We start from the raw sequence: 25,253 nt of genomic DNA, 5'->3' as shown, positions 1-25,253 counted from the left end.
TCCAATTGTCTTTACTTTCGCTTTGGCAGTTGAATCCTCACTGTCGTTCCTTTTCCTAACTCTGAAATGATTGATAGTTGACATTCTTTATCAAATAATTGCAGTCTATCCTTTACATTTCTCATCCCAATTCCAGTAGAATGGCCAGATCTTTTCGATGAGGGGGATCCCTTATCCTGATCACTCTGCAATAAACGATCAACCGTCTCTTGGTCCATTCCAACTCCATTATCTGTTATATCAATATATACCAGCCCATCTTTCTGATAAATGTTTAATTCAATCTCTGCTCCCTCTGCCATTTCTTCTATTCCATGCATAAAGGCATTTTCTATAATAGGTTGCAGGGTTAGGCGCGGGAGTGATATTAATAAACAATCATCATCAATATGCTGCGAAAAGGAAACTCGATCACCAAAGCGCGTTTTTTGGATAAAAAAGTATTCCTTTACAACGTCTACTTCATCTCTTATAACCGTCTCACGATCAAGACTGCCTATATTATATCGAAGCAGAGCAGAAACGGAAGAAATCAAGTCACTCGTTCGTTCAGCCCCTTCTATATAGGAAGTTTTTGAAATCGTGTTTAATGTATTAAAAAGAAAATGCGGATTGATTTGGTTTTGCAAGCTCTTCAATTCCATTTCCTTTAATAGTTGTGCTAATCTCGCTTTTTCTTTCATTTCACTAACTGATTGTAAAATATTTTGTTTCATTTTGTTAAACGTTTTCGTTAAAATCCAAAGCTCATCTTTTTGAGAAACGACTACATCATCACCAGCATAATTCCCAGCTGAAATCTCTTTAGCCGCACTTGTTAATCGATCAATCGGCTTTGTAATACTGTTAGAGAACCAAATGGCAAATAAAACACTCAAGATAACCATGGAAATAAAAATAGATGTCCCCATATGCTTGGTATATTGTACCTTCTGATTTTCTAAACTGATTAAATCTCGATATACCGTCAAATCATGATTAATGAGCTCCAATGTTTTCTCATGAATATATGTCGCCGTATTATCTGCTTCATTTAAATAATAAGAATACTGCTCCACATCCTCTTGATCGATCCCTTCTACTGTTTGTTCTGTCAATTCGACAAAACTTGTCAGCATATGAAGATAATTTTTCTTAGCAAGGCCTTCTTCTGTTTGTACTTCAAAGTGTTCTTGTAATGCTAGAAGCTCTTGTTTGTCTTCTAAGTAAGCATTTAAATTTCTAGGTATTGGTTCATGTACATAGATTCGTAAAGATTGGTATGTTTGATCTGTCACATTGGTTATTTCGTTTAACAAAAAATATTGATCAGAGCTTTCATCATGCAAGTTTATCATGGTTTGAGAGCTTTGTTCTCGTACTAAAAATATCCCAATCACTAACAACAATATAGCTGCAAAATATAGAAGTAATTTCGTACGAATTTTAATCATGGCACTTCACTCGCTTGTGCCTTGTATTGATCTATATTTTCCTTATGAACAATAGAAGCTTCCGTATGATAAACATCTTGTACTGGTTGTCCCTTCAAGATATCCAACATTAACTCGACACTTCGATAGCCCATTTCATAAGGTTTCTGATCAATCAAAGCATCTATTTTCTCTTGCTCTACCAATTGAAGATTTTCTTCCAATGTATCAAAGTTAATCATATATAGATCTTCTACCATTTCTAAAGATTCTGCTGCTGCTGCCATTCCTATCCCGTCTAATGCGCTGGTTCCATATAAAGCAGTGATATCAGGTTTTTCATTTAACATGGTATATGCTTTTTCTTCTGCTACCACTCTGGTAATATTAGATTCTTCAATGGCTACAATTTCAATGCCTTCTTCACCTTCTACTACATCCTGAAACCCTTCGACACGCAATCGATGGTGAGCGTTATCAAAACTGCCTGTTATGATCCCAACGGTTGCCTCTCCTTCCGTATCTTCTACTAAAGTTCTTCCAGCTAATTGTCCAGCAGCATAGTTATCTGTCCCAATATATGCAGAGCGCGGACTCTCTGGAGCATCTGTATCAATGGTGATAACAGGAATACCTTGGTTTACCGCTTTCTCAATCATCGGCAAAAAATCATCGTTCAGTGCTTGGACCATAATACCATCTACTTTTGATTTAATCGCTATGTCCAATAGTTTTAACTGTTCCTCTGGATTCGATCTCCGAGGACCTCCATATTCCACTAAAACATCATATTGTGCTTCCGTATCTTTTGCCCCTTCTCCTACTAATCGCCAATAATCGTGATCCATTTCCTCACCGATTAGTGCAAAATGATAAGTGGGAAGTGAGCTCTCTGTTGGCATAGCTTCTTCCACCTTCGCCGCATACCTTTGGGATTGAAAATAAAAATATATTGAAAAAATAACCGCTGCCGCAAAGCAGAAGATCAGGGTCGTATACAGCAGTCGTGTGCTATTCATATTAGATTACCTCTCTTTTTATTAGAGTCAGGATAATGATAGCACAATCTGAATAGGCAGGAAAAGTGACGAAAGAGGCACTAACGACATTCCACTGATCCTGTCATTCTATTTCCCTCTGACTTTTTGTTATAATAGCATTAAATTTATCACAGAAGGGGATCGTTATGGAAAAGGTTTTGGATCATATTGGGGTAGCTGTTCGAAATCTGGAGGATAGTATATCTTTTTATATAAATGTTTTAGGTGGTACGCTAATCGACAGATATAGAAGTGAGACGGCTGGTGTAGAAAGTGAGATTGCGATTATGGATGTGAATGGTGTGAGAACAGAATTGCTTGCACCGACGAATAATACGACTTCTCCTATCGCTAGATTCATCAAGCAAAAAGGAAAAGGTGTTCATCATATTGCCTACCGAGTAGAGGATTTAGATCAAGCTTTAAAAGATTTAAAAGATGATGGGATTCGCGTATTGGAGCATACTTTTAGAGTGAATAAACATGGCAGAAGGTTGATTTATTTAAATCCTGCTGATACAGAAGGAACGATTATTGAGTATTGTGATTATCCTGAAGAACAAAATTAAAGTTATAGGTTTCTGTTCAAACTATGAAGACGTTCATTTCTATATAAAAAACCCACACCCTTCTGTATAAGGGATTGTGGGTTTGGTCTATTTTAACCTTTAATTTGGATAGAACCTTGTTTAAAAGCTATTCATTTTTTATAAATCGTAAATTCTAGCTTCATGTGGCCTCATTTCTGTTTGATGTATGTCTTCTGTTCCATCCAGATCCGTATAGTTAGAAATAATTAACTGTTTATTATTTTCATCTAATTGCTCTGGTAATGTAAATAAATTGTTTGTGTCGGAATGGTTCAACAGGACCAACCAGCACTTACCTTCGTAGGTTCTAGTATATACATAGAGCTCTTTTTCATCCAATGATAAGTCTTGATAATCACCATATATCATAACCGGATTCTTCTTACGTAATTGAATTAGCTTTTTATAGTAATAAAATACAGACTCAGGATCTTTTAGTGCTTGCTCCACATTGATTGTTTTATAGTTAGGATTTACCTTTATCCATGGTTGACCATCTGTGAACCCTGCATTCTTTGATGAATCCCATTGAATCGGTGTTCTTGAATTATCGCGGCTTAGCAACAGAAGGTCTTCAAAAACTTCTTGAGGATCTCTCCCCTTTGCGACTTCTTCTTTGTATTCATTTTTCATGGCAATATCATTATAGTCTTCGATAGAATCAAAGCGAACACCTGTCATTCCAATTTCTTCACCTTGGTAAACATACGGAATACCAGGTAATGTATGAATCATGGTTGCTAATAATTTGGCTGATTCGATACGGTACTTTCCATCATTCCCGTATCTTGTTACTTGTCGGGTATGATCATGGTTGTTTAAAAATTGAGAATTGGTTCCTTTACCTTTTAAACCTTCATACCAACGTGTCTGAATTTCCTTAAAACGTTGCAAATCCCAAGTTGGCATATCATCCGCTACTTCAAAATGGAAAAGTGTGTGTAGTTCTTTTCGGTCTTCGCCAACATAAAGAACTCCATCTTCAGGTGTTACAAAAGGAATTTCACCTACCGTCATAATATCATAGTGTTTAAATACTTTTTCATGCATTTCTTGTAAATAATCATGTATTCCTTCGTTATTACCTAAATAATTAATGTTATCAGGGTTCTCAACATTAGGGAAACCTTTTAATTTTGCTAATAAATTGATAACATCTAAACGGAAACCATCGATACCTTTATCTAACCAAAAGCGCATCATTCTATATACTTCTTCTCTTAGTTCTTCATTTTCCCAATTAAGATCTGGTTGTTCCACCGCAAAGGAATGCATATAGTATTGGTTTGTAAGTTCATCGTATTCCCATGCTGATGGTGTAAAATAAGATCTCCAGTTATTTGGAGGACCACCTTTTACAGAATCTTTCCAAATATACCAATCTCTTTTAGGATTGTCTTTGGACGATCGTGATTCCACAAACCACGGATGTTGGTCGGAGGTGTGATTGACCACTAAGTCCATGATTAATTTCATGTCTAATTTATGGATTTTTTCAAGCAGCTTCTCCCATGTTTCCATGTCTCCAGCCTTCTCCATGATATTATAGTAATTTTTAATATCGTATCCATTATCGATATCAGGTGATTCATAGCAAGGATTTAACCAGATTACATCAACCCCTAACTCTTTAATATAATCTAGTTTTTCCATAACACCCTGGAGATCCCCATAACCATCGCCATTCGAATCATAAAAGCTGCGCCAATATACTTGATAAACAACAGCTTCTTTCCACCATTTTTTTGTCATGATGCTTTTCCTCCTATTACAAACCAATCTTACTTCAAAAGATATACCAATGCCTCATAAGGTTTTAATTCAATAGACGAGATATCTTTACTATCTTCACGATTGTAATTACTAATTAAAAGGTGATTTGAATGATAATTGATATTTGTTGGTAATTCAAATTCTGTCTTGTTTTCTGTAAAGTTACAGATGACCACTAATGTTTTATCACCTAATGTACGTGTATAAGCATAAATTTGCTCATTCTCTTCATCTATAAGATCGTACGTACCATAAACGATGATGTCATGTTCTTTTCTCAACTTAATCAACTTTTGGTAATAACTAAAAATAGAATCCGGATTTTCAACTGCACTCTTAGCATTGATTTCTTTATAATTTGGATTAACCTTGAGCCAAGGGGTACCCGTTGTAAAGCCTGCATTTTTACTATCATCCCATTGCATTGGTGTTCTTGCATTATCTCGGCCTTTGACATAAATAGATTCCATCACTTTATCATGACCTTCATTTCCTTCGATAACCTTTTCACGGTACATATTGTGAATCTCTATGTCATTATAATCATCTAAGGAATCAAAGCGAACATTTGTCATCCCAATCTCTTCCCCTTGGTAAATATAAGGTGTGCCTTGCATCATATGAAGAAATGTACCAAGCATCTTTGCTGATTCCACACGATACTCTGTATCATTACCGAAACGAGAAACCACTCTCGGCTGATCATGATTATTTAGATATAGACTATTCCAGCCATCATCTTCTAGTCCCTTTTGCCACTTTGTCATAACGTCCTTTAAATCAGAAAGTTGCCATGGCTTTAAATCCCATTTTCCTTCTGGGCCTGAATCTATATCCATATGCTCAAAAGTAAAAATCATGTTTAGTTCTGTACCTTCTTTATTGGCATATTTTTTTGCATCTTCCGTTGATGCTCCTGGGCACTCACCGACCGTAATCGTGTCATATTTCGAAAGTACTTCCCGATTCATCTCTTGTAAGTACTCATGAACACGAGGGCCATTCATAAAGAAATCTCCACCCCAGTCGTATCTTTTCCCTCCTGGAGCACTTGGCAGACCTTCTGCTTTTGAAATGAGATTAATGACGTCCATACGAAAACCATCAATCCCTTTGTCTAGCCACCATGTCATCATGTCATAAATTTCTTGTCTTAATGTTGGATTTTCCCAATTCAAATCTGGTTGTTTTTTACTAAAAAGGTGAAGATAATATTCATCTGTTATCTCATCATATTCCCAAGCAGATCCACTGAAAATAGATGTCCAGTTGTTTGGTTCTATGCCATCTTTCCCTGGACGCCAAATATAATAATCTCTATATGGATTATCCTTTGATTTACGTGATTCAATGAACCATTTATGCTCATCCGATGAGTGGTTTACAACTAAATCCATCATTAGCTTCATTCCACGAGAATGTAATCCTTCTAAAAGCTCATCCCAATCATCCATTGTACCGAATTCATCCATAATTGCTTGATAATCACTAATATCATAGCCATTATCATCATTTGGCGATTTATATACTGGGGACAACCAGATAACATCCACGCCTAATTGTTTCAAATAATCTAGCTTCTCTATAATCCCTTTAATGTCTCCAATTCCATCTCCATTACTGTCATTGAAACTTCTAGGGTAAATTTGATAAACTACACTTTCTTTCCACCAAGCTTTTTCCATTGATAACACTCCTAACAATTAATTACTTTATTGCACCTTTAGTTACCCCACTAATAATCCACTTCTGCGCAAAGATATAGACAATGATCATTGGGGCTAAAGCCATTAAATAAGAGGCAAATGCCAGGTTATAGTCTGTACTAAATTGAGATTGGAATAAATATTGAACAAGTGGTAAAGTCGCTTGATCTCGATCACTCAATATAATTAGCGGTAACATAAAATCATTCCACGCCCAAAGTGTTGTTAATATACCAACCGTAGCATTCATTGGGGCTAATAGCGGAAAAATAACTTTCCAGAAAACCTGCCATGTACTTGCTCCATCAATAATAGCGGCTTCTTCCAGCGATTTCGGAATGGATTTAATATAACCCACATAGATAAACACATTAAAAGCAAGACCGTAAACAATATACAATAAAATCAGACCAGCGATATTATCCATTCCCCAACTGCTCGTCTGTTTAACAATTGGAAGCATCATTATAGGAAATGGAACGAACATAGCACTTACAAAATAGTAAAACAAAAACTTATAAAATCTTTTATGCATATTTCTCGCAATAGCATAGGCAACCATGGAATTGGTCAAAAGTGTAAAAATTACTACAAAAATCGTAATGATCATACTATTAGTTAGTGCATTAAAAAAATTGGTTATTTCTATCGCTTCTAAAAAGTTTTGAAAACGCCATTCTTCAGGGAGAGCTAGTAAAGACTTTGACAACTCATTCGGGGTTTTAAGTGCAATAGTGATAGTCAAATATAGCGGCAAAAGTATTAGAATAGACCCCAAAATCAACAACGTCGTAATTAACCAATTTGTTTGACGATTCATTACATTTCCACCTCTCTTTTTTGCAGTACTCTAATCTGAAATACCGAAATGATAACAATCACAATAAAATAAATGACTGCATTTGCAGATTGATAAGCGAATTCTCCACCTTCAAATCCTCCTCGGTAAATTAAAAGAGAAATAGATTCAGTTGATTGACCAGGTCCTCCACCTGTTAATGCAATGATATGATCAAATACCATCAAGAAGTTTTTCATTGCCAGTACCATGTTAATGGTAAAGAATGGAGCAATTAATGGAAATGTAATAGCCCAAAATTTCTTCCAAGGACCCGCACCGTCAATACTTGCTGCTTCATATAAATCATCAGAAATGGTAACAAGACCAGCTAGATATAAAATCGTATTAAATGCTACTGCTTGCCAAACTGCCATAATTACAATGCCAACCCAAGCAAGATCTGGATCCCCTAATATATTTTTTGATAAAGCGTTTATTCCAAGACTCTCAGCAATATCTGGAATAAAATGAGCAAAAATAAAATTAAAAATATAACCAACAATTAAGATACCTAAAATATTTGGCATAAAATAAACGGCTCGAAGCGTCTTCTGGAATTTGATTTTCGCATTTAATCCCATAGCAACAACTAGACTAAAAATGTTAACAAGAATAGTTGAGACAATAGAAAATTGAAAGGTGAAACCATAAGCGCTCAATGCCCGTCCATCTTGAAAAACATTCAAATAATTTTTGAACCCTACAAAATTCCAATCTCCATACCCTTTCCAGTCAGTAAAACTATAAAAAATCCCTTGAAGCACAGGAAAAGTATGAAATATAAAAAAAAGGGCTAATGCAGGTATTGTCATTAAAATAAAAGCATTTTGTCGCTTTTGCATAAAAAATCTCTCCTTTTTAAAGAAACATATCCAACAATGTAAGCGGAAAAAGTGACCTCTTCAATATTTTGATTTAGGGCACCTTGGTAAGATGCCCTAACTTAAGGTTACCTATTTTCTACTTTGTCCCACTCATTATCTAATTTTTTTAAGAACTCATCTTTGTTCTTCTCAATTAAGAAAGCTTGAATTAAGTTTGCAGCTTGCATACCTGCTGGATAATAATGATCAGGGAAACTTGTAATCGTTCCTTCCTCAAAGTTTTGCTTAATTCCTTCCATTACAGGGTCTTCTTGTAACACACCCTTAACAGCTGAAAATGCCGCCTGCTCATCAATGTATTGTTTTGCCTTTTCTTGTTCTAGTAGAAATTCAATAAACTTTCTAGCTTCTTCTTCGTGTTCTGTTTCAGTGCTCATTGCAAATAATACATCCACACCAGAAACTAGTTTGTTTTCTTCCGGATTATTAGTTACAGGCATTGGAAATACACCTAAATTAATATCAGGGTTTGCTTTCTTAATTTCAGGAATAGCCCAGTTACCTTGGAAGTAAAATACCCCTTCCCCATTACCAAATGCAGTATTTCCATCGCTATATCCAACACCGAAATTATCATCGTGACCATACTCTACAAGTGTAAGCATTTTATCGGCTACTTCTGAATAGTGCTCTTGGAAGCTTGCTTCTCCAGCAGATTTCTTAGCAGCAAAGTTATCAGGTTGTATGTTTGCAGCAACAGAATTCCACGAAATCATTCCTGTCCACGCATCTTTTAATGTAAATTGAACTGGAATCTCACCAGCTGCCTTTGCTTCTTCTAAAGCATTAACAAATTCATCCCATGTTTTAGGCACTTCAAGACCAAGCTCTTCTAATTTGTCCTTGTTATAAATAACAGTGTTGGCATTTGTTGCATAAGGAATACCATAAGTGCCTTCTGTTTCTTCACCTACAAGCTTATTAATCATATCAATATAAGCCGGTTGAATTTGTTCTAAATAGTCAGATCCAGAAAAATCCTTAAAAATTCCTGCTTCTGCTAGGTCACCATAAGTTGCATTACCACCAATTGCCATTAAATCCGGCATGTCATTTTTAGTAAGACGGGACTTTAATACGGTTTCTGCTTCCGGTGGTGCATTTAATTCAATATCAATCGTTGGATTTTGTTCTTCAAACTCTGCAATTAACCCTTCATAGGTTTCCATATTCTCAGATTTGTTTGAAAACAACTCTAATTGGACGTCACCACCTTCGCCGCCAGCATCTCCACCACCACAACCGGTGAGTAATGTTGCACCTACTGCCAATGAAAATAGACTTGTTAATATTTTCCCATTATTTTTTTTCATTATAATTACCTCCTAATAATAATCTCTTTCTCTTATAAAGAAATATACATAGAAAACGTTTACGTTTATGAAACAAAAAAATACACACATTATAAATCATAAATGTATTGTTATATCAGCTAAACTCTTCATTAAACCTTGTGATTTTTTATTTTAAAGTTGTTATTAAAGTCCTATAACTTTAATAACAATTCATTTTTTAGAAAACGTTTACGTGTTTAAAAAAATACTTACACAGATCGCACTGATTCTCTTTCAACTATTGAATGCGGTAAAATAATATTACTTGCTTTTTCGCCTGTTTCAAGCATTTCAAAAAGCATTTTTGCTCCTGTTTGTCCTAGATCATTTAACGGTTGTGCTACAGTTGTCAGAGGAGGAACAGCCATCTCTGCAAGTTTTAAATTATCATAACCTATAATAGATAAATCGGCTGGTACAGTGATCCCTAACTTGTAAGCAGAAGCAATAGCTCCAATTGCCATTTCATCACTAGCCGCCACAACGCCGGTAATATCTGGAAATTTATTAATAAGTTTTTTAAAACTTTTCTTTCCATTGTCGTAATCGAATCCATTACTAAAGACAACTTGCTCTTCTTTCATTTCTATGCCGTATTCATTTAACGCCAGCTTATAACCTTCATACCTTGGAAAACCTGATATTAAGTCTTCTTTTGGTCCACTAATCATCCCAATTTTTTGATGACCATGGTTAATCATGTACTCCGTTGCACTAAATGAGGCACTCTTGTCATTTACCTTTACATATGGAAACTGAAAACGATTGGATTCAGTTGAAATAAGCACAACTGGAATATTCATATTTAATAAAGCCTGATAGTATTCCTCGCGCATAGCTTCACTGACCCAAAGAATGGCATCCACTCTTTTTTCTCTTAAAAGCTGTATATATTTCATCGCTTTATTTCCTGCTGTATGACAGACAATCACACTATTTCCATGTTCATGTGTTACCTCCTCAATCCCTCCTAAAACTGCAGAAGAAAGCATGCTTGATATATCTGGAAACAATACACCGATAGTCTGGGTCTTTTTATTAATTAGTCCCCTTGCTACAGCATTTGGTTGATATCCAAGTTCTTTTATGGCTTGTACTACTTTTGTTTTCGTTTCCCCTGAATATCCAGGCTGATTATTCAGTATTCGTGATACAGTTGCAATGGAGACGTTTGCCGCTTTTGCTACATCTTTAATTGTTGCTACCATGATTCTTCTCTCCTGCTTTTTGTAGTAAACGTTTACGAAATGAATTATAACATTAAACGAAACCCCTTTCAATATCCAATTGATTACTATATTTTATATTTTTGTATATTCTTTAGCATAAAAACATTCAATAAAAAAAGTTATGAGTTTTTATTAACATAAGTTATCCCAAAAGTAAAGCACATAATAGAAATTAAAAAAAGAAAAAGCTGAGGTAATTTCAATCATTACCTCAGCTTTAACCTAATACGGGATAAAGATAATATCATTTAGAAAAATTAATTATTTTCTTTAGTGTTCTGTATAGTTGACTCAAACACATAATTTCCTGATCCTATTTTAAGAATTGCTTTCCCATCCTTATAATCAATAACTTCCATTTCATTATGCTCTCTAACTAGTTTCCCACCTACTTTTACTGTATTCTGATCACTAGTAGGCATCCAAACTGTTGCAGTGGTATTTGCAGGAATGGAAACATTATAATGAAGCGTATCGCCTTTCATCTTCCATTCACTTTTTATGGTGCCATAGAGGGACTTGTACTCTCCACTTACTGAAGTAAGACGCTTATTCTGATCAATATTTGGTTGTAAATGAATGTGTTTAAAGCCAGGTCGTGCCTCGTCATTTGAAATGCCCGCCATATACTTGTACATCCATTCGGCAATTGCTCCGTAAGCATAGTGATTAAATGAATTCATGCCTACGTCGCCAAAGCCATCCTCTACCGAGTAAGAATTCCAACGTTCCCAAACCGTTGTTGCTCCATTTTTCACGGAGTATAACCATGAAGGCATTTGATCCTGTAACAATAGTGAATATGCAACTTCCGAATGACCTACCTCTGAAAGAACCGGAGCAATCACATTTACTCCAAGAAACCCAACGGACAACGTATTTTCGGCATAATTCACACGATTGCTATCTGGATGTGTCCGCTTGTAGTCTTCATCATTTTTTATATTTTCAACAAGTAAATCAACCATTTGCTGCTTCTGGTCTTCGTTCTCATACAGCTCTAGCTTTAAACTCCAAAGCAGTGCACATTGACTATTATCTTCTACATCTGCAGAAGAATAAAAATTGGGCATATTAAAAGGCGACCCATTAGTAGACTTCAATGTTAATTTCCCATTGTTATCTATTACAATATAATTCTTTATAAATTCTTTTTTAATCCTTTCAAACAACTTACTATATTTATTTGCTTCCTCTTGTTTACCAATGGCTAATGACATTTTCTCCATTAGTTTCGCATCATAAGCATAATAAGCGTCACTCATAAGCTCTTTAGCTGTCCCCTCAAAATTCAACCAATCTCCTATACTACCTGGTCCTCTATATGTTTCACCTGTTTGACTGTAGATCCAATCCATAAACTTTTTCATGGCATGATAGTTTTTTTCGATAATCGTCGTATCACCAGTCATCTGCCATACCGTCCAAGGAACAACGACACCAGCATCAGCCCAACCACCATTTCCAACAACACCCATGAAATCTGAGTACCTCCCACTAGGTGAAGCGGAATGAAAGTTTCCCTCGCCATATGCTTCTTGAGAGTCTGTAAGCATCTCCATCCAATTCTCCAAGAAAATAGCTGCATCCATATTGTATAAAGCAGTGTTTGCAAAAAGCTGTGTGTCCCCTGACCAACCAACCCTTTCATCTCTCTGTGGGCAATCCGTTGGAATCCATAGATAATTGCCTCTATGCCCCCACATAATATTGGAAAACAGTTGATTGACTTCTTGGTGTGATGTAACAATACTTCCGGTTTCCTCAAGTGCAGACATTACAACTTTACCGATTAAGCTTTTAAGATGGACGGAAGTATTCGGTGAAACCACGGTAACTTCAACATACCTAAAACCATGAAATGTTAAGGTAGGCTGGTAGGTTTCCCCTTCTGCATCTCCCTTTAGCGTGTAATAATCTGTTACTTTTGCTGACCGTAAGCTTGCTGTATATATTGAGCCTTGAGGACCATCAGCCCCTTCACTATCGTCATTTAACATCTCAGTAAATCGTAATTTAATTTGACTTCCTTTTTCTCCTTGAACAGTAATTTTCGGAACTCCTACCATATTTTGACCAAGGTCAAAAATAACAGTATCCTCATCAGAGATTGTGACATCACACTCTTTCGCTCGCTCTGAATCAAGAATTGTCCGTTTGGAATCAATATCAATAGCTCCTCGTCCATTTTTGCTAGAGTCTTTATTGATTACATCATTGTAATAAGTAATAGATTGAGGGAATTGATCTAATTCATCGATAACCTGTGCTGTATCACCATTAAATGCAGTAACGGTTGCATTCGGGAATGCCTTTGTAAAATCATGTTCTTTCACATCATTCCATTCTGAGTCATCAAACCCGGTATCATTCCAGCCCTGAATCTCCATTGTTGCATCATATATTTCTCCATCATATATATCGTCTGAGCGTATTGGACCAGAATCTGCTGCCTTCCAACCAGAATTAATATCCGTTACCACCGAATGAACAGATTCATCTTCATAAGTAATGAATAACTTAGCAAATAAAGCGAGTTCATTCCCTTCATCCGAATAATAATTTGTTAGGCCATCCGGTTCTCTTCCCTTTGAAATACGAGAATTCCACCAGCCATTTCCCAGTACGGCAGCAAGGGTTACAACGTCATCTTTCATATAAGGAGTTACATCATAGGTCATATAATTTATATTGGAATCATAATTCGTCCATCCTGGAGGCATAAATTCCATTGTAGGACTCTCATTACCTTCATGAATAATTCCAAGTTTTTGTCCATTTATATATGCATCATAGACTCCTAATGCGGATATATATAGCCTTGCTCTTTTAACCGTTCCGTATAGCTTCTCTTGCTTTCTGAGCAAAGGCGCACCATGACTATTAGCATCTTTTCCATCCATCGAAATCCATTTGGCGCCACTCCAGCCTTTATTTCCATCCATACTTTTAAGACCTGTTTCAAAATAAGCATTTTCTTGAGCCAGAATCGGTTTGTCATCTTGATTCCATACAATAACAGTCCAATAATATTTCGTTGATGGTTCAAGGGTATCACCATTATATTTAATGGCTACAGAGACATCTGATACGACTTTACCGCTGTCCCATATATCTGCACTAATTTCACTTAATTGTGAAGGACTTGACGCAACAAGAATTTGATAAGCAGTTTGTTTTTGCCCATGTAAATCTGATTCCATCATCCAACTAAATCGTGGCTTTTCTGCGTCAACGCCCAGTGGGTTATATGCATTTTCAACTTTCAAGTTATTAATCTTTACCTTGCTCTTTAAATTATCCTTTTGTGTATTCAAACCTTTCCCTCCTCAAGAGATAAAAACTCCTCTAAATAAATTATAGTATTTATTATACAACTACAAGATAGGTAATCCAGACATATTAACATGGTTATATAGACAATACAGAGTCGAAAAACTTTTATTTAAAAAGAGCAGAGGATATATTAGAAATCCTCTGCACGCTAATTTTAAATTCTTAAAACATAAGAATGTTCATAAAACGTTAGTACCTTAATAGACCAACAGTCAAAGGTATTTCTTTCTAGGGTTCTAGAAATACAAAAAGTCCCTTAAGAAAATTCTCAAGGGACTTTTAGTTAAAAATATCATTGTTAAACTTCTGTTAGACATAATCATCTATACCACTCCGAAAAAAGCTGGCATGTTTATGATAATTTTTCCTAAAACAAAGCTTTAATCCTTATATCGCCATATTAAATTAAACTTTTTTAGTTTACCAACTATATTGTACGTGAGCACATTTGCAGCTAGATTATTAATACATTATTCTACTGTAACACTTTTTGCAAGGTTACGAGGTTTATCCACATCGCAATCTCGATGCAATGCCGCATAATAGGCTAGTAATTGCATTGGAATCACACTTACTAATGGTGTTAACAGTTCATGTACTTGTGGAAGTACGAATGAATCATCATCTTTCTCCAGTCCTTTCATACTTACAACACATGCATTGGCCCCACGCGCGGCTACTTCTTGAACATTACCACGGATCGATAAGTTCACATTATCTTGCGTGGAAATCGCAATAACTGGAGTACCATCTTCAATAAGCGCAATCGTACCATGCTTTAGTTCCCCGCCAGCAAATCCTTCTGCTTGGATGTAGGAAATCTCTTTCAGCTTCAACGCTGCTTCTTGAACGACGAAATAATCCATGCCTCTACCAATGAAAAATGCATTTCGAGTAGTTTCAAACATATCTTTTGCTATTACCTCAAACGATTCCTTTTGATCTGTTAAGGATTCCATCGCACTTGCTACAATCCCTAACTCCTGTAATGGATCAAACGCTAATTCTACCCCTTTTGCTCTTGCTGTATCTACAGCTAAAATGGCTAGAACGGCAATTTGGGCAGTGTAAGCTTTCGTTGAGGCCACAGCAATTTCTGGCCCTGCATGTAAATGCAAGGTATAGTCTGCTTCACGAGAAAGGGTTGAACCAGGTACGTTCGTAACCGTTAGTGCCGGGTGACCTAATTGTTTGGTCTGCACTAATACCGAACGACTATCTGCTGTTTCTCCACTTTGTGAAATATAAATAAACAACGGTTTTTCAGAAAGTAATGGCATATTATAAGAAAATTCACTTGCAATATGCACTTCTACTGGGATGTTTGCCAGCTTTTCAATAAATTGCTTTCCAACAAGTCCAGCGTGGTAACTAGTACCTGCTGCAATGATATAAATACGATCAGCCTTTTTCATCGCTTTTCGAATATCTTCGTCTAACTTGATCGTATCATCACTATCTTGATACTCCTGAATAATTTTTCGAATCACTAACGGCTGCTCATCGATTTCTTTTAACATAAAGTGCGGATATGTTCCTTTTTCGGTGTCAGCTGCATCAATTTCCGCCACATATGATTCACGTTCCACTGTTGTGCCATCTAGTTTTTGAATTTGGACTTGATCTCTTTTCACCAAAACAATTTCTTTATCTTCGATCTCTACATAACGATCGGTTTCCTTCAATGTTGCCATTGCATCACTAGCAACTACATTAAACCCATCGCCTAGCCCTACGAGTAATGGACTTTTATTTTTCGCTACATAGATCATATCTGAATTTTCATTGTCCACTAACGCAATAGCGTAGGATCCTTTTAATAAAGAAAGTGCTTGTCGAAAAGCTTGTTGTACATCATGGACTTCTTCGTATAACTGTTCAATCAGCTGCACAACAATTTCCGTATCTGTTTCACTTTTCAAATCCATATTTTTTAAATATTCATCGCGAATTTCATAATAATTTTCAATGACCCCGTTATGAACTAAAGTAAAACGCTCGGATAGACTTTGATGTGGGTGGGCATTATCAACACTCGGTTCGCCATGAGTCGCCCAGCGAGTGTGGCCAATTCCCATTGTTGCTTGCACCTCATCATCCACTTGGTCTCGAAGCGCTGCGATACGACCTTTTACTTTAAAAACGTTCATACCAGCATCATTTAAGACAGCAATACCAGCTGAATCATATCCACGGTATTCTAATTTTTCTAACCCGTTTAATAAAATGTCTTTCGAATTTTCTTCCCCAATATATCCTACTATTCCGCACATAGCGTTGTTTCCTCCTTTAATTAAAGGGGCAAACTAACGCCCGTTGCACTGCTGTTCAAGGGGCGTCCGATTGCCCCTTTCTCGTTTGTTCATACATCTTGTCTTTATTCTTGTACGAAAAGTTGCCTAATCGCTTTCGAATAAAAACATATCGGTTGAGATGTTTGACAACCGGGAGGTATCCGCCGATCAAACTCGATAATCCTCCTCCTCGTCAGCTATGTGATATCGTCAATCCATAGCCCTGGCGCTTTACAAGTATATACTTCGATGCTCCTTTCTATTTTTGAGTCGGTCATTACAAAATGACTTATTCAATTTTACTTGAAAATACTGTATTTAGCAACAAAAACTTGCATGAAACTTTAGTTAACACTATTCTATGCAAAAAAATCAGTAATAGTGAAAAGAAGCCACAATTTCTGCTGTGGCTTCTTTATTTTTTCATTTTTATTATTCTTCCATTCCCATAACCTTTTCAATCACTTCGACCACTTGATCCACATAATAATTACAATCTTCAAGCGTGGGTGCTTCGACCATGACACGGACTAATGGCTCTGTACCAGAAGGTCGCACTAATACACGACCACGATCTCCCATTTCCTTTTCTACTTTCTCTATCGCTTCTGATACTGTTTGATTTAACATGACCTGATTTTTTTCTACTACACGCACATTCTTTAAAACTTGTGGGAACTTCTCTATTTCACTTGCTAAGTCAGAAAGCGTTCGTCCTGTTTCTTTCATCACATTCACTAACTGAATAGCAGACAACATGCCATCTCCTGTTGTCGTGTGATCAAGAAATATGATATGGCCAGACTGCTCACCGCCTAGATTATAGCCACCTTTACGCATTTCTTCCATTACGTAACGATCTCCAACGGCGGTCTTATTACTGCTCATTCCATTTGCTTCTAATGCTTTATAGAAACCAATATTACTCATAACAGTTGATACAACGGTTGAATGCCGTAATAATCTTTTATGATTTAAATACTTTCCAATGATGAATAAGATTTGGTCCCCGTCTACTATATTTCCTTTTTCATCAACAGCAATCAGGCGATCACCATCTCCATCAAAGGCTAAACCAACATCTGCTTCTTTTTCAACTACTAATGCCTGCAACTTCTCTGGGTGTGTGGAGCCAACTCCATCATTAATATTTAGGCCATTCGGTGTACAACCAATCGTTGAAATTTCCGCTTCTAAATCAGCAAAAAGATGCGATGCTAAACCAGATGTGGCACCATGTGCACAATCTAGCGCAATATGTAAATCTTCGAATTCATTATCGATTGTTTCCTTTAAGTATTGTATATATTTTTGTCCACCTTCAAAGTAATCATTGATTTGCCCTACTGCTCCACCAATCGGACGAGGTAAATCATCCTCTTCCTTTTCAAGCAATGCCTCAATCTCTTCTTCTTGTTCATCTAACAATTTAAACCCGTCAGATCCAAAGAACTTAATACCATTATCTTCAACAGGATTGTGAGATGCTGAAATCATAACACCAGCTTGTGCACTCATTGCTTTTGCAAGATAAGCTACTCCCGGTGTAGAAATTACTCCAAGACGCATCACTTCTGCCCCAATAGATAACAGACCAGCAGCTAATGCGCCTTCTAACATATTTCCGGAAATTCTCGTATCACGGCCTATTAATACTTTCGGGTTCTCGACTTCTTTTGTTAGGATATAGCCACCGTAACGCCCCAATTTAAATGCTAATTCTGGTGTCAAATCTTTATTAGCAATTCCTCGGACACCATCGGTACCAAAATATTTTCCCATTCTGTATCTCTCCTTTTTTATCAAAAACAGTTCCCGTTCATAAAATCTATGTATGTGATAAGCTACTCAACCGAGACCCTAGCTTGGTCAATTTCTAATTCTACTTCTACATCCTCTACTTCTTCCCATTGGACGTCTAGTTCATACTCTCCTGGATCTCTATTACCCACCGATACATAAAGGCGGATATCAGATTTGTTTATATTCTCTAAGCTGGAAGGATAGCCTTTTACTGTGACATCAAGCATTCCCGTAGAAGGTTCAAGGAACTGAACACGCCCTGTATTTCCTGGATCTTCTGTTTCTATGGAGATGTTTTCAAGCGTTCTTTCTTCAATTTCCTCTACTTGGACTTCCACCTGAACTGTTTTACTATTTACTTTTCTAACTTCTGACGGTAAAGCTAGTCCCACTTCAATTGTTTGATTTTCTGTTATTTCACTTAAATCAACTGTTGTTGTTCCTATTTCTGATAGACCTTCTAAAAAAGATTCTGAAGCATAAACCTCTACTTCTTCTCTCTTTAATTCCATTGATGTAATTCTATAACCATCTGGTACACTATTCGTTGTATTCAACGATATTGGTACCGTTTTATGAGGATTTTTTACATCTAGCGTGACATCGACAGTTGGTGGATCTATTCGAACAGATAACTCATTCCCCTGATTATCGTACACCTTAACAGGTACATTATCAACGGTATGTGGCTCTCCTGCACCAGCCACGTCTACAAATGCTTTCACGATGGCTACTCGATCGACAATGCTTTTAGAGCTAGTAACCGTTACTTGTTCTGGTTCTGCATAGATATTGGCTACTTCATAACCTGCCTCCATTTGATCTCGGTTTACAATATCCATGGTGACATCGAAATCCTTTGTGGCTCTTTCCTCAACTGTTACTTCCACTTCTTGTGGTTCAATATAGACATTTATTCGGTTTGCTATACCTGAATGTTCTAACGGAACCATGTGTGTTCCAGTTCCTAAATCTTCTAAGTCAACAAATATTTCGAAATTTCGTTGCAATGTGGTAGAGGTTACTAAACTAACTGAACCTTGTAATGTAACCGTCACGGTATCAGGTACACCTCGTACAACATATTTTTCTTGATCAATTTCTGCTCGTACAGGAATATCATCTAATGTCTGCGTTTCGTTAGTTGTGCCAAAAGGGGAATCATAACCATCCTCATTATCATAAACTCTTTCATCAAAAGCTACTACTGCGAATAATAACACTGCTAGCACTAATGCAACGACACGAATCGCCCAGGTTTTTTCTAACCATTTATTCATTTTTTCTACCCCTCCAATTCCAAGCTTTTGACGAAGAAGTCTTAAATTTCGTTACTAGCTCTCGTTCGAGCATCTCCGCCAACTTCTCAGTAGAAACATTTCGATGGAGCTCCCCATTTTTTGTGTATGATATGTTACCTGTTTCTTCAGATACTGTAATGGTTATCGAATCTGTAACTTCACTAATACCTAGAGCCGCACGATGCCTTGTTCCTAACTCTTTTGAAATAAAGGGACTTTCTGATAACGGCAAATAACAAGCTGCTGCTACGACGCTGTCACGATTAATTATCACAGCTCCATCGTGAAGTGGTGTGTTCGGGATAAATATATTGGTTAACAATTGATTGGTTAATTTTCCATTAATCGGGATGCCGGTTGATACATAATCTCCCATAGCTGTTTCTCGTTCTATCGTGATTAAAGCCCCAATTCGACGCTTTGCCATATATTTACAGGATTTTGCTATAGCATCAATCGATTGATTAAGCGCTTCTTCTTCAGACTCTGTATTTCTCGAGAAAAAACTTCCACGCCCAAGCTGTTCCAATGCCCTTCGCAACTCAGGTTGAAAGAGGATAATAATACCAAGCGGCCCCCACATAATGACTTGCCATATAATCATTCGCACTGTGCTTAACTCTAATACAACACTTATAAAATAAATGGTAATGACTACGAATATACCTTTTAACAACTGAATAGCCTTTGTTCCACGAATAAGCATTAGTAATTTGTATAATACATACCAGACAATGGTGATATCTACTACAACTTTTAAAATACTTAAAAAGCTCCAGTCCCAGTTACCCATGCAAACACAACCTTATGTTCATCCGAATCCTCTTTCTATTAAAATGATTATCTAACCGTATTATATCATATTTTGTATGCTTCCTATTAATAAAAAAGTGATCTGTATCTAAAGATATAGATCACTCTCCATCTAAAAATTATTTTGTTAAATCAAACACACTTTGTCCTAGTTCTTTTAATCTATACCACAACCAACTGAATATTTGATCGATCTGTTTGATATCTCCTGACACTGCTCCCGCAGAAGCGGTAAGGTGCTCACCATTTATCACAATCACATCACCATTTACTTTTCCTTCTATTTTTACATTTCCGTTTTGTATCTCAATATCCTCATTAATTGTTACACCTTCAGGCACAATCACTATATCATTTTTAACGATAAGATTCTTTCCTGTTGGATAGGACAATTGATCTTGATTCCAAGCGGAAAAAACACCACTCATCATAAGAATAAAGAAAATAGCTGCTGCTGTTATCATCGGATGGACCCTCATCCAGCGAATCACCGAATTACGTTTCTTTTCTGTCGGTAATTGAGACATCACTTTTTTAGTGAAATCAGGAGAAGGCTGTAAATCTACATTAGCAGTCACTAGGGCTACAGTTCTTTTTAACTCATGGAAATGATGTTGGCAAGCTTGACATGATTGTAAATGGGCGCGCAACTTTTTTTCTTCACTTTTATCTAAATCACCATCTAAATATTGATGCATCATTTCAACTATTTCTTTATCACAACTCATCATATCCACCCCTTTCAAACATGACGAAGCCTTTTTCTGAGAGCTTCTCTGCCTCGATGAATTCTTGTTTTCACTGTACCTACCGGAATCTCTAATACGTCACTAATTTCCTTCAGAGATAGCTCATTTAAAAACCTTAGTGCAATAATACTTCTGTATTTAGCAGGTAAAGCCATAATTTCTTTTTGAATATAGGCTTGCATTTCCAAACTTTCCACCTCATTGTCTGGTAACACTTGATCATTTGGAATTTGAGAATATAAGGTCAGTCCCTCGGTACCTTTAATTTCTGCATCTAGATAATAGTCTGGCTTCTTTTTTCTTATTCTATCAATAGACAAATTGGTAGCTATTCGGTAAAGCCATGTTGAAAACTTCCTATTTTCATCGTAAGAATGAATATTTACGTAAGCACGGATAAATGTTTCTTGTGCTAGATCTTCTGCTTCATGCTTGCTCCCAAGCATACGAAAACATATAGCAAACACATTATTTTGATAATAAGAAACAATATCTTCAAATGCTGTTTGATCGCCTTTTTTTACTAATTTAATACTTTTCTTTAGTCGTTCTTCCATCATTTTATTACCTCCGCTACCCTGCGGTAAATTGTTATACGAAATAGATCACCAAAAGGTTTCAATTTTCCTAAAGAAAATTCGTCGATTGACGAGCCTTTGGTGAAGTCAGAGACGTAATGGCGCTTATTTATCTTCTGAATAGTGGTATCTACGTCGAATTGACTTCATCTGTAACACGATATAAATTCTGATAAGGTGAAAAATTATTCCAAAAAACATTATAGCAAGAATAAAAGGTATTATGTATAAAAAACCTAAATTTTTGGCAATTATAAACAAATAAAAAACGACAAAATCCGAATGATGTAAAAATACCACTCGAAATTTTATCGCTTTTAGTACTTATTTAGAACAGATTGAGTAAAAGGGAGGACCCCTTATACAACATGATATACTCTAGCCTCATATGGCCTTAAAGAAAAAGAATGATCTACTTGCCTTGTGTCTACTTGAAAGTTGCTAACCTTAAGGTGTAACTGCTTGGTTTTTAAAGCATTTGGTAAAGTGACGTGAGTTTTTTCGTTAAACATATTTACGATAATCAAATAAGTTTCTTCCCCTAAAGTTCTAGTATATGCATAAACTCTTGGATGGTTTGCTAAAACCATGTCATAGCTTCCGTAAATGAGTATGTCATTATTCTTTCTCAAATGAATTAACTTTTTATAGTAATGATAAATAGATTCCGGATCTTCTATTGACCGTTTAACATTCACTTCTTTATAGTTAGGATTCACCTTTAGCCAAGGTTTTCCTGTTGTAAATCCAGCATTCACACTATCATTCCACTGCATAGGCGTTCTTGAATTATCACGACCATTCTTCCATATTATGTCCATTATCTCCTGATGTGTTTTCCCATTTTTTAATTCATTTTTATATAGGTTATGAATTGCAACATCGTCATAATCTTCAATAGAATCAAACTGTACATTCGTCATACCAATTTCCTGCCCTTGATATATAAACGGTGTTCCTTGCATGAGAAAGAACATAGTTGCTAGTGCTTTCGCAGATTCCACTCTATACTTTCGATCATCTCCCCATGTGGAAACAGAACGTGGCTGATCATGATTCTCTAAAAATAAAGCATTCCAACCTACCCCATCTAAACCCTTTTGCCATTTGGACAATGTTTTTTTTAGGCTAGGTAAATCTAAGTTGCCATTCTTGCTCGTTCCCCAAAGATCTAAATGTTCAAATTGAAAAATCATATTAAAAACACCATTCTTTTCACCAACCCAAGATTCTGCTTCCTTTACTTTTACACCATTTGCTTCACCAACTGTCATAATATCGTATTGGTTAAACGTGTTCTCTTTCAATTCATTTAAGAAAGCTTGAATACCTGGTCGATTCATGTGACCATCCATTGATGAAACATATCGCTTTTTATGAGGATTAGGCATATCAGGAAATCCCGGCACCTTTTTAATATGAGAAATGGCATCTACTCGAAAACCATCGATCCCCTTATCCAACCACCAATTTATCATTTGATATAAGTCTTGACGCACTTTAGGATTTTCCCAGTTTAAATCTGGCTGCTTTCTAGAAAATACATGCATATAATATTCTTTTGTCGTAGAATCATACTCCCAAGCAGACCCTCCAAAGATAGACTCCCAATTATTCGGCTCTCTTCCGTTTTTGCCTGGATGCCATATATAATAATCTCGATAAGGATTATCTTTTGACGATCTAGATTCTACAAACCATGGGTGCTCATCAGAAGTGTGATTAATAACTAAATCCATAATTAACTTCATATCACGTTTGTGCACTTCATCTAATAATTGATTAAAGTCTTCCATTGTTCCAAAATCAGCCATAATGTCTTTATAATCACTGATGTCATAACCATTATCATCGTTAGGAGATTGGTAGATAGGGCAAATCCAGATGACATCTGCGCCTAAATTTTTTATATAATCTAGCTTTGACAGAACACCTTGCAGATCTCCTATCCCATCTCCATTTGCATCCATAAAACTTTTAGGATAAATTTGATAAGCTACAGCTTCTTTCCACCAAGTTTTTTTCATCGATAGTCCCCCTCACGACTCTATTAAAACGATTGCATTTTAATAGATACTAAATAAAAGCCGTATAATATAAAAAATCAATATTTCAGTGCAATCGTTTGCTTTAAAACTTAAAACATAAACCCATTAAATTATGGGTATACTCAAATTATATCGTTTTTAAATGGAAGTTACAACCTTTTTATAAGTAGGAATTTCATATATACCTCCCATACTTACATTTGTACTAGAAGAAACAAAAAAGAAAAGCCACAAAAGTTCCTCGTGGCTTTTCCTTTTATAATATAATGGAGCCTAGCGGGATCGAACCGCTGACCTCCTGCGTGCAAAGCAGGCGCTCTCCCAGCTGAGCTAAGGCCCCATATCAAATGGTGAGCCATGGAGGATTCGAACCTCCGACCCTCTGATTAAAAGTCAGATGCTCTACCAACTGAGCTAATGGCTCTCCATGTCAGGAAAAAAACAAAAAAAAATGGCTGGGCTAGCTGGATTCGAACCAGCGCATGACGGTACCAAAAACCGTTGCCTTACCGCTTGGCTATAGCCCAATAATTGCTTTTAACAATAGTATAACCCAATCGTAAAAAGTTTATACAATATGGTGGAGGGAGTAGGACTCGAACCTACGAACCCGATGGGAGCGGATTTACAGTCCGCCGCGTTTGGCCAACTTCGCTATCCCTCCAAGACATATCAGACTGGTGCCGGCCAGAGGACTTGAACCCCCAACCTACTGATTACAAGTCAGTTGCTCTACCAATTGAGCTAGACCGGCTTATGGTAATATTTACTTTTGCTAAGGGAATGGTGGAGGATGCAGGGCTCGAACCTGCGACCCCTTGCTTGTAAGGCAAGTGCTCTCCCAGCTGAGCTAATCCTCCGACGCACAGGATGTGCTAGTGCATGTGTTGCGACAGAACGTCGCGATTTTAACATGCCTTCCTGTTAAAAGAGTATAGTGGTGACCCGTACGGGATTCGAACCCGTGTTACCGCCGTGAAAGGGCGGTGTCTTAACCACTTGACCAACGGGCCATTAATATATAAATCTAGCAGAGCTTCCAGCCGGACTTGAACCGGCGACCCCTTCCTTACCATGGAAGTGCTCTACCGCTGAGCTATGGAAGCAAATGGCTCCACAGGTAGGATTCGAACCTACGACCGATCGGTTAACAGCCGATTGCTCTACCACTGAGCTACTGTGGAATATTTATAAAACAATGATGCTTCACAAAGCTGTTAAAGCCTTAGCCTGGCAACGTCCTACTCTTGCGGGGGCAAAGCCCCAACTACCATGGGCGCTGGAGAGCTTAACTGCTGTGTTCGGCATGGGAACAGGTGTGACCTCTCCGCTATCGTTACCAGGCTTACAGATGTAAGTCGATCTGTGTTGTTCACAGGACGTGAACGGGATTAACAGATCTTCCTTTTCATTTTAAAAAGGATATACCCTAAAAACTAGATAAGAAAAATAGACATCAAAACCGAACGGTTTTAAGCGTTCATCATGATAGTTAAGTCCTCGATCGATTAGTATTCGTCAG

General features: G+C 36.8%; 17 protein-coding genes, 9 tRNA genes and 1 rRNA gene. 1 reads left to right on the top strand and 26 read right to left on the bottom strand.

The features are described 5' to 3' along the window. Window positions 1-11 precede the first annotated feature (11 nt). Complete coding sequence (locus tag GHD00_RS13850; RefSeq protein ID WP_163538748.1) at window positions 12-1,433, bottom strand: sensor histidine kinase; 1,422 nt, start codon at window positions 1,431-1,433, stop codon at window positions 12-14. Beyond that, the gene (locus GHD00_RS13845; protein WP_240468709.1) at window positions 1,430-2,314 is read right to left on the bottom strand and encodes a sugar-binding protein; all 885 of its coding nucleotides are present in this window, start codon (window positions 2,312-2,314) and stop codon (window positions 1,430-1,432) included. The genes GHD00_RS13850 and GHD00_RS13845 overlap by 4 nt, the downstream gene beginning before the upstream one ends. A 284-nt stretch (window positions 2,315-2,598) precedes the next feature. Between GHD00_RS13845 and GHD00_RS13840 the strand changes: the two genes are divergently transcribed. Next, a complete protein-coding gene (locus tag GHD00_RS13840) occupies window positions 2,599-3,021 on the top strand; it encodes a VOC family protein (protein ID WP_163538746.1) in 423 nt (140 codons plus the stop codon). A 138-nt stretch (window positions 3,022-3,159) separates the two neighbouring features. Here GHD00_RS13840 and GHD00_RS13835 read toward each other — a convergent pair whose 3' ends face one another. The 24 genes from GHD00_RS13835 to rrf all read right to left on the bottom strand — a co-directional run bounded on the left by GHD00_RS13835 (window position 3,160) and on the right by rrf (window position 25,075). Further along, window positions 3,160-4,794: a glycoside hydrolase family 13 protein gene (locus tag GHD00_RS13835; RefSeq protein WP_163538745.1), complete on the bottom strand. Its 1,635-nt coding sequence runs from the start codon at window positions 4,792-4,794 to the stop codon at window positions 3,160-3,162. Window positions 4,795-4,823: 29 nt separating this feature from the next. Further along, window positions 4,824-6,500, bottom strand: a complete 1,677-nt coding sequence (locus GHD00_RS13830) for a glycoside hydrolase family 13 protein (RefSeq protein ID WP_163538744.1) — start codon at window positions 6,498-6,500, stop codon at window positions 4,824-4,826. Between the two features lie 22 nt (window positions 6,501-6,522). Further along, window positions 6,523-7,341: a carbohydrate ABC transporter permease gene (locus tag GHD00_RS13825; RefSeq protein WP_163538743.1), complete on the bottom strand. Its 819-nt coding sequence runs from the start codon at window positions 7,339-7,341 to the stop codon at window positions 6,523-6,525. Then, complete coding sequence (locus tag GHD00_RS13820) at window positions 7,341-8,204, bottom strand: carbohydrate ABC transporter permease (RefSeq protein ID WP_163538742.1); 864 nt, start codon at window positions 8,202-8,204, stop codon at window positions 7,341-7,343. Before GHD00_RS13820 ends, GHD00_RS13825 begins: the two co-directional genes overlap by 1 nt. Before the next feature lie 107 nt (window positions 8,205-8,311). Then, window positions 8,312-9,559, bottom strand: a complete 1,248-nt coding sequence (locus GHD00_RS13815; protein WP_163538741.1) for an ABC transporter substrate-binding protein — start codon at window positions 9,557-9,559, stop codon at window positions 8,312-8,314. A gap of 230 nt (window positions 9,560-9,789) precedes the next feature. Continuing rightward, a complete protein-coding gene (locus tag GHD00_RS13810; protein ID WP_163538740.1) occupies window positions 9,790-10,788 on the bottom strand; it encodes a LacI family DNA-binding transcriptional regulator in 999 nt (332 codons plus the stop codon). Between the two features lie 278 nt (window positions 10,789-11,066). Then, complete coding sequence (locus GHD00_RS13805) at window positions 11,067-14,126, bottom strand: family 78 glycoside hydrolase catalytic domain (protein ID WP_240468708.1); 3,060 nt, start codon at window positions 14,124-14,126, stop codon at window positions 11,067-11,069. 489 nt (window positions 14,127-14,615) lie between these two features. Beyond that, a complete protein-coding gene (gene glmS, locus GHD00_RS13800; protein ID WP_163538739.1) occupies window positions 14,616-16,418 on the bottom strand; it encodes a glutamine--fructose-6-phosphate transaminase (isomerizing) in 1,803 nt (600 codons plus the stop codon). Between the two features lie 453 nt (window positions 16,419-16,871). Next, window positions 16,872-18,221 carry a phosphoglucosamine mutase gene (gene glmM / locus GHD00_RS13795; RefSeq protein ID WP_163538738.1) on the bottom strand — a complete coding sequence of 450 codons (1,350 nt, stop codon included), beginning with the start codon at window positions 18,219-18,221 and terminating at the stop codon, window positions 16,872-16,874. 62 nt (window positions 18,222-18,283) lie between these two features. Beyond that, on the bottom strand, window positions 18,284-19,522 hold the full coding sequence (locus GHD00_RS13790; protein ID WP_163538737.1) for a CdaR family protein: 1,239 nt from the start codon (window positions 19,520-19,522) through the stop codon (window positions 18,284-18,286). Further along, complete coding sequence (gene cdaA / locus GHD00_RS13785) at window positions 19,515-20,336, bottom strand: diadenylate cyclase CdaA (RefSeq protein ID WP_163538736.1); 822 nt, start codon at window positions 20,334-20,336, stop codon at window positions 19,515-19,517. The genes GHD00_RS13790 and cdaA overlap by 8 nt, the downstream gene beginning before the upstream one ends. Before the next feature lie 139 nt (window positions 20,337-20,475). Beyond that, window positions 20,476-21,084, bottom strand: a complete 609-nt coding sequence (locus tag GHD00_RS13780) for a zf-HC2 domain-containing protein (protein ID WP_163538735.1) — start codon at window positions 21,082-21,084, stop codon at window positions 20,476-20,478. Between the two features lie 14 nt (window positions 21,085-21,098). Beyond that, the gene (gene sigW, locus GHD00_RS13775) at window positions 21,099-21,662 is read right to left on the bottom strand and encodes an RNA polymerase sigma factor SigW (RefSeq protein WP_163538779.1); all 564 of its coding nucleotides are present in this window, start codon (window positions 21,660-21,662) and stop codon (window positions 21,099-21,101) included. A gap of 380 nt (window positions 21,663-22,042) precedes the next feature. Continuing rightward, window positions 22,043-23,710, bottom strand: coding sequence for a glycoside hydrolase family 13 protein (locus GHD00_RS13770; RefSeq protein WP_163538734.1), 1,668 nt, complete (start codon window positions 23,708-23,710; stop codon window positions 22,043-22,045). Between the two features lie 288 nt (window positions 23,711-23,998). Next, window positions 23,999-24,071 (bottom strand) — tRNA-Ala (locus GHD00_RS13765). Window positions 24,072-24,079: 8 nt separating this feature from the next. Continuing rightward, a tRNA-Lys gene (locus GHD00_RS13760) sits at window positions 24,080-24,155 on the bottom strand. A gap of 28 nt (window positions 24,156-24,183) precedes the next feature. Beyond that, window positions 24,184-24,258, bottom strand: a tRNA-Gln gene (locus tag GHD00_RS13755). Between the two features lie 51 nt (window positions 24,259-24,309). Beyond that, window positions 24,310-24,395: transfer RNA gene (locus GHD00_RS13750), tRNA-Tyr, on the bottom strand. A gap of 14 nt (window positions 24,396-24,409) precedes the next feature. Further along, window positions 24,410-24,485: transfer RNA gene (locus GHD00_RS13745), tRNA-Thr, on the bottom strand. 30 nt (window positions 24,486-24,515) lie between these two features. Continuing rightward, window positions 24,516-24,591, bottom strand: a tRNA-Val gene (locus GHD00_RS13740). 78 nt (window positions 24,592-24,669) lie between these two features. Next, window positions 24,670-24,744 (bottom strand) — tRNA-Glu (locus GHD00_RS13735). A gap of 21 nt (window positions 24,745-24,765) precedes the next feature. Further along, a tRNA-Thr gene (locus GHD00_RS13730) sits at window positions 24,766-24,837 on the bottom strand. 3 nt (window positions 24,838-24,840) lie between these two features. Then, window positions 24,841-24,915 (bottom strand) — tRNA-Asn (locus GHD00_RS13725). 44 nt (window positions 24,916-24,959) lie between these two features. Beyond that, window positions 24,960-25,075: ribosomal RNA gene (rrf, locus tag GHD00_RS13720) — 5S ribosomal RNA — on the bottom strand. Window positions 25,076-25,253 lie beyond the last annotated feature (178 nt).

Source organism: Gracilibacillus sp. YIM 98692, assembly GCF_010993965.1.
GTDB lineage: Bacteria > Bacillota > Bacilli > Bacillales > Amphibacillaceae > Gracilibacillus.
This window is presented reverse-complemented; position numbering and strand designations above follow the sequence as displayed.